The sequence below is a fragment of the Pulveribacter suum genome (assembly GCF_003013695.1).
In the GTDB taxonomy this organism is placed as follows: Bacteria; Pseudomonadota; Gammaproteobacteria; order Burkholderiales; family Burkholderiaceae_C; genus Melaminivora; species Melaminivora suum.
In genome coordinates this window covers 1,277,517-1,289,942 of record NZ_CP027792.1, presented here as the reverse complement: position 1 = coordinate 1,289,942, position 12,426 = coordinate 1,277,517, and the positions used below count along the sequence as shown (strand labels likewise).

The 12,426-nt window shown below is 71.7% G+C and carries 9 protein-coding genes; 2 read left to right on the top strand and 7 right to left on the bottom strand.

The features are described from left to right. Positions 1 to 44 precede the first annotated feature (44 nt). The 6 genes from fabG to C7H73_RS05825 form a co-directional block, all read right to left on the bottom strand. Positions 45 to 788, bottom strand: coding sequence for a 3-oxoacyl-ACP reductase FabG (gene fabG, locus C7H73_RS05850; protein WP_106845791.1), 744 nt, complete (start codon positions 786 to 788; stop codon positions 45 to 47). Further along, positions 785 to 1,741, bottom strand: coding sequence for an ACP S-malonyltransferase (gene fabD / locus C7H73_RS05845; protein WP_106845790.1), 957 nt, complete (start codon positions 1,739 to 1,741; stop codon positions 785 to 787). Before fabD ends, fabG begins: the two co-directional genes overlap by 4 nt. Positions 1,742 to 1,801: 60 nt before the next feature. After that, positions 1,802 to 2,782 carry a beta-ketoacyl-ACP synthase III gene (locus C7H73_RS05840; RefSeq protein WP_106845789.1) on the bottom strand — a complete coding sequence of 327 codons (981 nt, stop codon included), beginning with the start codon at positions 2,780 to 2,782 and terminating at the stop codon, positions 1,802 to 1,804. Further along, complete coding sequence (gene plsX, locus C7H73_RS05835; protein ID WP_106845788.1) at positions 2,782 to 3,837, bottom strand: phosphate acyltransferase PlsX; 1,056 nt, start codon at positions 3,835 to 3,837, stop codon at positions 2,782 to 2,784. The genes C7H73_RS05840 and plsX overlap by 1 nt, the downstream gene beginning before the upstream one ends. A gap of 137 nt (positions 3,838 to 3,974) precedes the next feature. Continuing rightward, the gene (gene rpmF / locus C7H73_RS05830; RefSeq protein WP_012207072.1) at positions 3,975 to 4,157 is read right to left on the bottom strand and encodes a 50S ribosomal protein L32; all 183 of its coding nucleotides are present in this window, start codon (positions 4,155 to 4,157) and stop codon (positions 3,975 to 3,977) included. A gap of 126 nt (positions 4,158 to 4,283) precedes the next feature. After that, on the bottom strand, positions 4,284 to 4,829 hold the full coding sequence (locus C7H73_RS05825) for a YceD family protein (RefSeq protein WP_106845787.1): 546 nt from the start codon (positions 4,827 to 4,829) through the stop codon (positions 4,284 to 4,286). A gap of 26 nt (positions 4,830 to 4,855) precedes the next feature. Here C7H73_RS05825 and C7H73_RS05820 point away from each other — a divergent pair, with 26 nt between their 5' ends. Further along, positions 4,856 to 5,455 (top strand): Maf family protein, encoded by a 600-nt coding sequence (locus C7H73_RS05820; RefSeq protein ID WP_106845786.1) that lies wholly within the window; start codon positions 4,856 to 4,858, stop codon positions 5,453 to 5,455. Between the two features lie 61 nt (positions 5,456 to 5,516). Further along, on the top strand, positions 5,517 to 6,290 hold the full coding sequence (locus C7H73_RS05815; protein WP_106845785.1) for an SAM-dependent methyltransferase: 774 nt from the start codon (positions 5,517 to 5,519) through the stop codon (positions 6,288 to 6,290). A 98-nt stretch (positions 6,291 to 6,388) separates the two neighbouring features. On the opposite strand, the gene C7H73_RS05810 is transcribed toward C7H73_RS05815, so the two are convergent. Next, on the bottom strand, positions 6,389 to 12,406 hold the full coding sequence (locus C7H73_RS05810; protein ID WP_106845784.1) for an alpha-2-macroglobulin family protein: 6,018 nt from the start codon (positions 12,404 to 12,406) through the stop codon (positions 6,389 to 6,391). Between the last annotated feature and the right edge of the window lie 20 nt (positions 12,407 to 12,426).

Genomic DNA, 12,426 nt, shown 5'->3' with positions numbered 1-12,426 from the left:
TGAGTGGCCTGCCGTGCGGAAGTTACGGCGCCAAAAGGCTTCAATTACATGTACATGCCGCCATTGACGTGCAATTCCTGCCCCGTCACATAGCCGGCACCTTCGGAGGCCAGATAGGCCACCGCATGCGCGATGTCCTCGGGCCGGCCCAGCTCGCCCAGGGCGATCTGCGCACGCAAGGCCTTCTTCTGCTCTTCGGGCAGCTCGGCCGTCATGTCGGTGGCGATGAAGCCGGGCGCCACGCAGTTGACGGTGATGCCGCGGCTGCCCAGCTCGCGCGCCAGCGCGCGCGTCATGCCGGCCACACCCGCCTTGGCGGCCGCGTAGTTGGCCTGCCCAGGATTGCCGGAGGCGCCGACCACGCTGGTGATGCTGACGATGCGCCCGAAGCGCTGCTTCATCATCGGGCGGATGGCCGCGCGGCTGGCGCGGAACACCGCCTTCAGGTTGGTGTCGATGACCGCATCCCAGTCGTCGTCCTTCATGCGCATGGCCAGGGTGTCGCGGGTGATGCCGGCGTTGTTGACCAGCACGTGCAGGCCGCCGTGCTCCTTGACGATCGCCTCGATCAGCGCATCGACGGCCGCGCCATCGGTCACGTTCAGCTTCGCGCCGCGACCCCCGCTGGCGGCCAGCGCGGCGCCGATGCGCTCGGCGCCCTCATCGGTGGTGGCGGTGCCGATCACGGTGTGGCCGCGCGCGGCCAGTTCGGCGGCAATCGCCGCGCCGATGCCGCGCGTGGCGCCGGTGACGAGGGCGATGCGGGGAGTGGATTCCTGGGCGCTCATGCCAGCAGCTCCTTGGTTTCGGCAAGCGTTGCCGGGTCGTACAGGGATGCGCCGACCAGCTCGGGGTCGATGCGCTTCGTCATGCCGGCCAGCACCTTGCCGGGGCCGCACTCGACGATGTGGGTCACGCCGAAGCGCTCTCTCAAAGCCTGCACGCATTCAACCCAGCGCACCGGGCCAAACGCCTGGCGGTACAGCGCGTCGCGGATGGCGTCGGCATCTTGCTGCACGGCCACATCCACGTTGTTCACGACAGGGAGGGTGGGCACGGCCAGCGGGGTGCCGGCCAGCGCGGCGCGCAGCTTCTCGGCCGCGGGCTTCATCAGGCTGGAGTGGAACGGCGCGGACACCGGCAGCGGCAGCGCGCGCTTGGCGCCCAGGCCCTTCAGGACTTCGCAGGCCTTGTCCACGCCGGCCTGGGTGCCGGCAATCACGGTCTGCGCAGGGTCGTTGAAGTTCACCGCCTCGGCCACCTCGGGCGAGCCGGCGCCGAAGCTCTCCTGCGCCTGGCGGCAGCCTTCGATGACCTTGCCGGCCGGCAGACCCAGGATGGCGGCCATGGCGCCCGTGCCCACGGGCACGGCCTCCTGCATGGCGGCGGCACGCAGGCGCACCAGCGGCGCAGCCTGGGCCAGGGTCAGCACGCCGGCGGCGACCAGTGCCGAGTATTCGCCCAGCGAATGCCCGGCCAGTGCCACGGGCAGCTGCCCGCCTTCGGCGCGCCAGGCGCGCCACGCGGCCACGCCGGCCACCAGCATGACCGGCTGGGTGTTGGTGGTCAGCGCCAGCGCCTCCTTGGGGCCGGTGGCGATGAGGGCGCCGATGTCCTCGTTCAGGGCGTCGGATGCTTCGGCCAGCGCCTCGCGCACGGCGGGGTGGTGCCCCCAGGCGTCCAGCATGCCGACCGCCTGCGAGCCCTGGCCAGGAAATACGAATGCAAAGGTATGAGCCATTACCAGTTCGGAATTGACAACAAAAAAGGACTCCAGCGCTTGCCAGTCAAACGCAGGCAGCTACATTTTCAGGAGCACCGCTCCCCAGGTGAAGCCGCCGCCCACGCCCTCCAGCATCACGGTCTGGCCGCGCTGCACCTGGCCGGCACGCACGGCGTGGTCCAGCGCCAGGGGGATGGAGGCGGCCGAGGTGTTGCCGTGCTGGTCCACGGTGACCACGACCTTGTCCATGGAGAGTTTGAGCTTGCGCGCCGTGCTCTGCATGATGCGGATGTTGGCCTGGTGGGGGATCAGCCAGTCGATGTCGGACTCCTGCAGCCCAGCCTTGTCCAGCACGGCGCGGGCGGCCTTCTCGAGCACGCCCACGGCCAGTTTGAACACCGCCTGCCCGTCCATGGTCAGCAGCGGGCTGCCCAGCACCTCGCCGCCATAGACGTTGCCTGGCACGCAGAGGATGCCCACATGGCTGCCGTCGGCGTGCAGGTCGCTGGCCAGGATGCCGGGCTCATCCGAGGCCTGGAGCACCACGGCGCCGGCGCCGTCGCCGAACAGTACGCAGGTCGTGCGGTCCTGGAAGTTCAGGATGCGGCTGAAGACTTCCGAGCCCACCACCAGCGCCCGCCGCGAGGTGCCGGCGCGGATCATGGCGTCGGCCACGGTGAGCGCATAGACAAAACCGCTGCATACGGCCTGCACGTCGAACGCCGGGCAGCCAGCCACGCCCAGCTTGTGCTGCAGGATGCAGGCGGTGGAGGGAAACACCATGTCCGGGGTGGACGTGGCGACGATGATCAGGTCGATGTCCGCCGCCTCGCAGCCGGCGGCAGCCAGAGCGCGTCGCGAAGCCTCCAGCGCCAGATCGCTGGCCGTGACGTCTTTTTCCGCGAAGTGGCGCGCGCGGATGCCGGTGCGCTCGACGATCCACTCGTCGGAGGTTTCCAGGCCCTGCTGCGCCAGCTGGGCCACCAGGTCGTCGTTGCTCACTCGGCGCGCAGGCAGGAAGCTGCCCGTGCCGACAATGCGGGAATAGCGTGCGGTCATCAAAGGGGGGCCGAGGTGGCGCCGGGGGCGGTGGAAGGGGCGTCGGCGCTGGCCAGCAGCGGCGCCGCGTGCGCGACCCGTGCGCGCACGCGCTCGAGCAGGTTGTTGCGGGCCGCATCATACGCGCGGCACAGCGCCTGCTCGAAGGCCAGGGCGTCGGCCGAGCCGTGGCTCTTGAACACCAGCCCGCGCAGGCCCAGCAGCGCCGCGCCGTTGTAGCGGCGGTGGTCCATGCGCCGCTTGAGCGCCGACAGCACCGGGTACGCCACCACGGCCGCCGCCTTGGTCAACAGGTTGCGCGAAAACTCTTCCTTCATGAAGCCGCCGATCATGCTGGCCAGCCCCTCGATGGTCTTCAGCGCCACGTTGCCGACGAAGCCGTCGCACACAACGATCTGCGCCGTGCCCTTGAAGATGTCGTTGCCCTCGACGTTGCCGATGAAGTTCAGGTCGCCGGCGCTGCCTGCCGCGCGCAGCAGCTCGCCGGCGCGCTTGATCTCCTCGCTGCCCTTGATGGCCTCCTCGCCGATGTTGAGCAGGCCCACGGTGGGCTGCGGATCGTCGTTGAGCACCGACACCAGGGCTGACCCCATGACGGCGAACTGCAGCAGGTGCTCGGCGCTGGAGTCCACGTTGGCGCCCAGGTCCAGCACCGTGGTGGCGCCGCCGCGGGCATTGGGGATCTGGGTGGCAATGGCCGGGCGGTCGATGCCGTCCAGGGTTTTCAAAAGGTAGCGGGCAATCGCCATCAGCGCGCCGGTGTTGCCGGCCGAGACGGCCGCCTGCGCGTTGCCCTCCTTGACCTGGACGATGGCCACCCGCATGGACGAGTCCTTCTTGCGCCGCAGGGCGACTTCCACGGCGTCGTCCATGGCGACCACCTCGGAGGCCGGCACATGCACGGCACGCTCGTGCTCCAGCCCCTTGAGCTGCTCGGCCTGGCCGACCAGCAACAGCCGGGCGTCGGGGTGGCTTTCCAGGAACTGGCGGCACGCGGCCAGCGTGACGTCGGGGCCGTGGTCGCCCCCCATGCAATCAACAGCCAGTGTGATCATCGGCAAGGTAGTGGCCGCAGGGCGCAGCCCGGTAAAAAAGACTGCCATTGTGGCAGCCGGAAACGGCAAAGGCCCGCGCTACGGGACTCGTAGCCGCGGGCCTTCGGAAGACGGAGGGCGGCGTGGGGCCGCGCGCGTCAGGCTTCGGACTTGTTCTTGAGCACCTGGCGGCCGCGATAGACGCCGTTGGGGCTGATGTGGTGGCGCAGGTGGGTTTCGCCCGTGGTGGGCTCCACGGCGATGCCCGGCACATTCAGGGCGTTGTGCGAGCGGTGCATGCCGCGCTTGGAGGGAGACTTCTTGTTTTGCTGAACAGCCATGGTCGGCTCCTGGGTCTGAAAGGATTGAAAAAGGAAAACGCGATCAGCCCATAAAAGACACGAGGGGTTTCGCGCGAAGCCCGCAATTATAGCCCAGGCCGCAGCGCCCCGCCCAGGCGCCTGTCGTCAGGGCTTGTCCTTGCGCAGGCTGGCCAGGGCCGCGAAGGGGTTGGGCACGCTGGCGCTGGCGGCCTCGAAGTCCTCATCGCTGGAGTCCAGCTGCACGGGCACCGGGCATTCCTCGTGGCGCGGCACCAGGGGCAGCGCCATCAGCAGCTCGTCTTCGATCAGCTCGCGCAGGTTGAACTCGCGGCTGAAGGCCAGCAGGTCTTCCTCGCTCTCATCGTCCAGCGCTTCGGCCGTGGCCTCGTCGGCCACAAAACGAAACTCCCGCTCCACCGCCAGCGGCACGTCCACGGGCTGCAGGCAGCGCTGGCACATCAGCGGCACGGTGGCTTGCACTTTCAGATGCAGCCAGACCTGGCCGCCCATGCCGTGGGTGGTGCGCACCTGGCCGTCGGCGGACCAGTCCACGCGCAGGTCCGGGTGCAGGCCCCGGGCCTCTTCGGCCAGGCGGCGGTACTTGAGCAGGGTGTCATGACCGGACAGGTGGCCTCCGGCCTGCGCGAAGGCCTTGACGTCCAGCCGGTCGGGGGAGTATTCCTTGGTCATGCCGGGCAGTGTAAGAGAATCGGGCGATGCCAAAAAACAGCCCCGCGCCCCGCTCCGTGATCCTCGCATCGACCTCGCGCTACCGGCGCGAACTGCTGCAGCGCCTGGGCCTGGCGTTCGATGTCGTGGCCCCCGAAGTGGACGAAACCCCCCTGCCTGGCGAGGCTCCGTGCGACCTGGCCTGGCGCCTGGCCCTGGCCAAGGCGCGCGCCGTGGCCCGCCAGCACCCGGATGCGCTGGTCATCGGCTCCGACCAGGTGGCGGACCTGGGCGGCCAGCCCCTGGGCAAGCCCGGCACGCACGAGCGCGCCGCGGCCCAGCTACGCGCGATGAGCGGCCAGCCCGTGGTCTTTCACACCGCCGTGGCCGTGGCCTGCCAGGCCAGCGGCTTCGAGCAGGCCGATCTGGCTCCCGTGCACGTGCGCTTTCGCGCGCTGCAGGGTGACGAGATCGAGCGCTACCTGCGCGCCGAGCAGCCGTATGACTGCGCCGGCAGCGCCAAGAGCGAAGGCCTGGGCATCGCCCTGCTGGAGGCCATCGACAGCGACGACCCCACGGCATTGATCGGCCTGCCGCTGATCCGCACCTGCCGCCTGCTGCGCGCCGCCGGGGTGGTGCTGCCATGAGCGCCGCACCGGGCCGCCCCAGGCACGCTCGCACCGCCGTGCGCAGCACGGAGGCCATCCAATGAACGCCACCGGCACGCTGTACCTGGTGCCCGCGCCGCTGGACTTCGGCTGCGACACGCAGGCCCCGCTGGCCGACGTGCTGCCCGACGGCACGCTGCGCCAGGCCGCGCAGATCACCCACTGGGTGTGCGAGAACGCCAAGAGCCTGCGCGCCTACCTGAAGCGCATCGACGCCGCGCATCCGCTGGCCGCGCCGCTGCAGCAGCAGCTCATCGCCGAGCTGCCGCGCCAGGTGCACAAGAAGGGCGACCACGGCGTCCGGGGCAGCGCCCAGTTCGACGCCGCCGCCCTGCTAGCACCCGCGCTGGCCGGCCATGACATGGGCCTGGCCAGCGAGGCCGGCATGCCCGCCGTAGCCGATCCGGGCAGCTCGGTGGTGCGCGCCGCGCACGACCTGGGCTTGCGCGTGGCGCCCCTGGTCGGACCGGTGTCGCTACTGCTGGCACTGGCCGCCAGCGGCCTGAACGGACAGAACTTCGCCTTCGTCGGCTACCTGCCGCAGGACGCGGACGAGCGCGCCGCACGCATCCGCGCGCTGGAGGCGCTGGCCCTGCGCCAGGGCCAAACCCAGCTGTTCATCGAGACGCCCTACCGCAACGCCGCCGTGTGGCAGGCGCTGCTGGCGCACCTGCAGCCAGGCACGCGGCTGGCGGTGGCCGCCGGGCTGAGCCTGGCCGATGCCCGCGTGCAGTGCCGGCCGGTGCAGGCCTGGCGCCAGGGCGGCACGCCCCCCGATGGCCGCACGCCGGCCGTCTATGCGCTGGGCACATGAGCCTGCAGCTATATTTTTGATAGCTGCCAGCGCTTGACTGGCGGCCGCTGGAGCCAGTTTTCCCTCAAAACCAGGGAGCCTGGACAGCGCCCTCCCCTTCAGCGCTGCAGCACCTTCACCCCGGCGTTGGGCGCCACGCCAAACATCTCCGGCGCGTACAACGCCTCCACCCGGCTGGGTGGCAGCTGGAAGTCGCCGGCGTTGTTCAGCCGCACGGTGTACTGCATCTTCACCGTGCCCTTGGGCAGGTATTCGTAGTAGCTGCGGAAAGCCTCGAAGCTGCGCTCCTCGTAGGCCGCCCAGCCAGGGCCCTCGCGCTTTTCGCCCTGCGTGGCGATCTCCGAGTCGCGCCCCAGGCCGCTGCCCAGGATGGTGGCGCCGCCCGGGATGGGGTCGGTGATGGCCACCCAGGTCATGTCGGCGCTGCTGGTCACCTCCAGCGTCACGCGCAGCACGTCACCGCGGGCGTACTGGCCGGAGGGCAGGCTCTTGTCGCCCTGCTCCAGCGCCTGCACGCTCTTTTTGATGGAAAAGCCCGCCGCGAACGGCGCGTTCAGGGGCACGGCGGCCAGCGACTGCAGCGTGAGCCACGGCTTGCCCGCGCCCTGGTGCGTGACGTTCAGGGTCTGCCCGCCTTCGCCCCAGGGCAGCAGCATCTGGTTGCCCGTCAGGTTGCCGGGCGCGGCCGGCGCGCCAAAGGCGCTGGCCTGGTGGGCCGCGCCCTGCGGGTCGGCGCTGGTCAGGCGGCGCACCTGCGCCCAGTCCACGTTGGCGCTGCTCGCCCCCAGGCTGGCGCGGGTGGTGCCGGCCACGGGTGTGGATTCGAAGCGGGCGCTGAAGGTCTCCAGCGCCAGGGCGCCCCACAGGTTGGCAGTGGTGGTGTGCCAGGCGCCGCCCTGCTGGCGGGCGATGAAGCCGCCCACCAGGCGCGGCAGGTCGTCGCGCCAGCCGGGGTCGTCCATCACGGCCAGCAGCAGCCGGGCCATGTTGACGTCGCCGCCCTGCATCAGCCACCACCAGTTGTCTTCCTGCTCGGAGGAAAACACCGCCCGGCTGCCCTGCCAGGACAGGCGGGCGCGCAGGATCTGCATGGCCTCGGCCAGGCGCTGCTCGCGCTCGGGGATGCCGTCCACGCGCTTGAGCACGTTGACCCAGTCGATCACCGCGTGCGTGGGCCACTGGTTGGGCGCAAGGGTCAGGCTGGTCAGCATGCGCGCCTGGGCCTTGCCGTAGCGCGACAGGGCCTCGATGGCGGCCAGCTTGCGCAGGTCCAGGTCCTTGCGCGGGCTCCAGAAGTCGCGCTGGATGCGGCCCTCGACGAAGGCGGTGAGGCCCCGCTCCAGCGGCTCGCGCGCCTCGGGCGGCAGGGCGAATTCCGGGTGCAGGGCGGCGGCCGCGTGCGACGCCGCCAGCAAATAGGCGGTGAGCGTGTCGCTGCCGCGCCGGCTGCTGCCCGCGCGCGGCGGGAAGTAGCTGGCCAAGCCGTCTTCGTCCAGGTAGGTGGGCAGGCGCGCCACCAGGCCCTGCCACAGCGCGCCGTCGCCCAGGCCCACCGCGCGGCTGGCCTGCTGCTCCAGGCAGCTGTAGGGGTAGCGCTGCCACCAGTCGCGCACGCCCGGCAGGCCTTCGGCGAGCTTCGGCGTCAGGGCCAGGCGCACGCCGCCGCGCCCGGGCAGCGCGCCGGCGGGCGGCGCCACCTCGCGCTGCAGGCTGGCGTCGATCTGCGCCAGCGTGGCCTGCTGCACCGTGACGGGCACGGCGGGCACCACGCGCTGGCTCACTTTCAGCGCGTCGCGCGCGCCGCCGGCCCCACTGGCCGTGTCGCGCGCCTCGATCTCCCACAGCAGGCTCTGGGCCTGCGTGGTGGCCAGCTGCTCGGGGGCGGTAACGTCCCAGCCCAGCTCGCGCGACTGGCCGGCGGGGATGTCCACGCGCTGCGGCTGCAGCTGCACCAGCGTGGCGCGCGGCGCCACCTCGACCTGCATATCCTTGGCGGTGGTGTTGCGCAGGGTCAGCTGGGCGCGGAAGCGGTCGCCAGCGCGCACCAGCGGCGGCAGGCCGCTGATGATCTGCAGGTCCTGCGTGGCGCGGATGCTGGTCGCGCCGGTGCCAAACAGGCCGGTGCCGGCGTCGGCCACGGCGACCACCTTGAAGGTGGTCAGCGCGTCGTTCAGCGGCACCGTCACCCGGGCCTGGCCCTTGGCGTCCAGCGCGATGGCGGGCTGCCACAGCAGCAGCGTGTCCAGCAGCTCGCGCGTGGGCGCGTGCCCGCCGCCGCCGCCGGCCGGCACGGCCTTCTTGCCGTAGTGGCGCCGGCCGATGATCTCCATCTGCGCCGTGGACGTCTCCACGCCCCAGGGGCGGCGCGAGAGCATGGCGCCCAGCAGGTCCCAGCTGCTATTGGGCATCAGCTCCAGCAGCGCCTGGTCCACCGCGGCCAGGGCGACTTCGGCCCCGGCGGCGGGCTTGCCGTCGGGCAGCGTGGCGGTGATGGTGACCTGCGCCTTGCCGCGCACCGGGTAGCTGTCCTTGTCGGCCTGCACCTTGACGGCGATCTGGTGCGCGCCGGCGCCCACCTTCAGCTCGGCCATGCCGAAGCGGTAGGCGGGCTTGGCCAGGTCCACCATGGCGGTGGGCGCGACGTATTCGCGGCCTTCGTGCCAGAAGGCGTTCCACCACTCGCGCGGCGCCTTGAAGCCCCAGGTGAAGAAGCTGTACCACGGCACCTCGCGCAGCCGCCCGCGCACGGCCAGCACGCTGACATAGACGTTGGGCGCCCAGCCGGGTTCGATCTTCAGGGACACGGTCGGGTCCTGGCCGGACAGCTGCACCACGCGGGTGTCGATCACGCCCTCGCGCTCCACGGCCACCAGGGCCGTGGCCGAGCGGAACGGCATGCGCACCTGCAGCCGCGCCGTCTCGCCGGGGGCGTAGCTTTTCTTTTCGGGCAGCACGTCGATGCGGTCGTGGTCCTCGCCGCCGAACCACAGCTCGCCGCGGCGCGTGATCCACACCGAGGCACCGGCCTCGGCCTCGTTGCCGTCCTTGTCGCGGGCGACGGCGACCAGTTCCACCTCGCCGCCCTCCTCCAGCTTGGCCTCGCACAGCAGCAGGCCGCGGCTGTCGCTCTTGCCGGTGCACACCGTGCCCAGGTCGCGCGCCTCGGTTTTGTTGTCATAGCTGTAGAAGCCTCCCACCATGCGCTTGCGGCTGGTGGTGGTGACGCGCGCCGTGGCGCGCACCTCCAGCGGCACGCCGGCCTGGGCCTTGCCGTCCAGCGACAGCGCCAGCGCCTGAAAACGCACGCGTGCGCCGCTGGAGGCCCAGCCCTCGGTCTTGATGCCGGCAATCACCGCCGCCGGCCACAGCGCCTGGCTGCTGCGCAGGGTCTGCATCTCGCCGCTGGGGTCGGGGTAGGTGGCCTCCAGCAGCAGCTCGCGCGGCTGGCGCGCCGCGGGCAGGTCCTTGATGGTCACCTGGCCGCTGCCGCGCGCGTCCAGCGTCAGGGGCAGCTTGTCAGCCACCACGCGCGCGTCCTGGCCGGCGGCTTCCTCCTCATCGTCGCTGGCACCTTCGCCCGCGGCGCGCCCGCGCGGCGGGCGGAAGCTGAAGGCGTCGAAGTCGTCGAAATGCAGCGAGCGGGCGCGCACCAGGGCCGACACGCGCACCGGCAGCCGCGCCGCCGCGCCGCCAGCCACGTAGTTGACCTGCACGCCGGCGTCCACGCTGCGCGCGCGCACCAGGGGCTTGTCCGCCGGCACCGGGCCGATGCGCCCTTCCAGCACGGGCAGGCGAAATTCCTCGACCCGAAAGGAGCCGGTGTCCAGCGTGCGGCCGTGCTCCTGGTCGTCCTGCTGGCCTGCCAGGCGCACCTGATAGACCCCCAGCTTGGCGGCCGGCGGCACCTTGAACTCGCTGTGCGCGCTCAGTCCCCCGGTGGGCGTGCGGCGCCAGCGCAGCGGCTGGGTGAATTCCTGCCCGCTGCCGACGTGGGTCACGACCAGCTGCGCCGGGCGCTCATCGGGCAGGCCAAAGCCCTGTCCGGTCTGGCTGCGCAGCAGGTGCTTCATCGACACCGTCTCGCCGGCGCGCACCAGCGTGCGGTCGAACACGGTGTGGGCCAGCGCGTCGGGCCGCGGCTCGCCGCTGGTGGGCACGTTGAAGCGCCAGGGCTCGATGCCGCGCTGCCAGTCGCTCCAGGCAAAGGCCAGCTCGCCGCTGGCGCGCGCGCTCACGAAGTAGGCGCTGCGCCAGTCGCCCCGGCCGCTGCAGCTCGGCGGCTCGGGTGACAGGCCTTCGAAGCGCGCCACGCCGCTGTCGTCGGTGGTGGCGCTGGCCAGCTCCTGGCCGTCGCAGGAGGACACGCGCACGCGCGCCCCGGCCACCGGCCGGCCCTCGTCCAGCGTGGTGACCCAGGCGGCGGCGTTCTCGCGCCCCAGCTTGAAGTGCACGCCCAGGTTGGTCACCAGGGCCGAGGTGCGCACGTACATGGTGCGCTGCGCGCCGTGGCGCGCGTCCAGCAGCGAGGCGCCCAGCAGGGGCGAGGCGATCTCCACCACCGAAAAGCCCGGCGGCAGCGGGATGCCCACCACCTCGAAGGGCCGCGGGTCGCCGCGCTCGGGGCGCGGCAGCTCCAGCGTGGCCACGCCGGGCCGGCCGCCCAGCAGCGAGACCATGCGCGTCTGCACCTCGTCCGCGTCGTCCCTGTCCAGGGCGCGGGGCAGCGGGCCGCGCACGTCGGCGCGGGCCTCGGCGCGGGGGACGCTGAAGTCGTCGTAGCGCTGCACGCGGCGCAGCCAGGCGATGATGTCCGCGTCGCTCTCGGGCTGCAGGGTGCTGACCTGGCTGCCCTGCGCGGGCGGCTGCGGGGCGCCCGGCTGCAGGCTTTTGGCCGCCAGCTGCGGCTCCACGTTGCGCAGGGTGACGGGCAGCAGCGCCGGGCCGTCCGGGCCTTCGGCAAAGCGCTCGACGATGCCGAACGGCGCGGCGGCGAACTTGGCCAGCGGCGGCATGGGCCCGGTGGCCACCGTCATCGGAAAACCCTGTGCGTTGCTCAAAGCGCGCCCCGACGCGTCCTTGAAGCCCGCCGGCAGTGTCAGCGTGTAGCTGCCCTGCGCGGCCAGCGGCGGCGCGAAGCTGATGAAGTTGACCAGCGCATCGGCATCGGCCTGGGCGGCGCCCTCGGCGGCCTCTTCCTGGCCTTCCAGGCGCGGCTGCAGCGTCTGGCTCTCGCCCTTCAGGCGGATGGCACGCGCCAGCTTGGCGGATACGGGCGCGCTGAACGACAGGCGCAGCGGCCGGATCGGCAGGCAGGCGGCCTGGGCGTTTTCGCGCTCGCAGGAGAACTGCGCCGTGAAGGGCTCGCGCACGGTGTAGGCAAAGCGCCGCTCCACCCGGTTGGCCACGCCGCTGGGCGTGGCCACGCCCTGGCCGAAGACCAGCTGCAGGCGGCTGCCGGCCGTCAGCCGGCGCGCGCAGGCCAGCGTGGCGTAGCGCAGCGGATCTTTCTGCGCGGCTTTGTCCAGGCGCAGCGCCTTCAGCATCTCGGTGCGCTGCTCGCCCTCGACCAGGCGCACGGGGATGCGCTCGCCCACCCCGTCGGCCACGCACCAGACGTGCTCGCCCACGCTGGCCGCGGTGGCCGGGCCATTGAGGGTGAGCAGAAAGTGCTGCTCTTCGTCGATGGCCTCCCAGGTGCCCGGGCGCACGTGCTGCACGAACGGCCCGCCGGTATTGAATTGATAGCTGCTCGCGCTTGCCAGTACTGCGCTGGAGGCGGATTTGAACCCTGGCTTGGGCGTCACGGTGCAGCGCACGCCCGGCGGCAGGTCGGCAGCAAAGTCAAAAACCCATTCGCGGTCGCTGGTCCAGCGGCCCGTGCCGCGGGTGGCGTTTGGGTCGCTGCAGGCGACGGCCAGCGGCGCTGGCGCGGCGGCGTCGCCAAAGCGAACGGCAGGCGCGTCGAACTTGGCCACCACCTGGCGCACGCGCGCCACCTCGCCCTGGGGCGACAGGCTGGTAAGGGTCAGGGCCTGGGCGGCGCCGGCGGCGGCCAGCGCCAGCGCCAGCCCCGTTCTGGCGGCCCGGCGCGCGAGCGTGGTGGCAAAGGCGTGCATCAGGATTCCCTCTTTGTTCT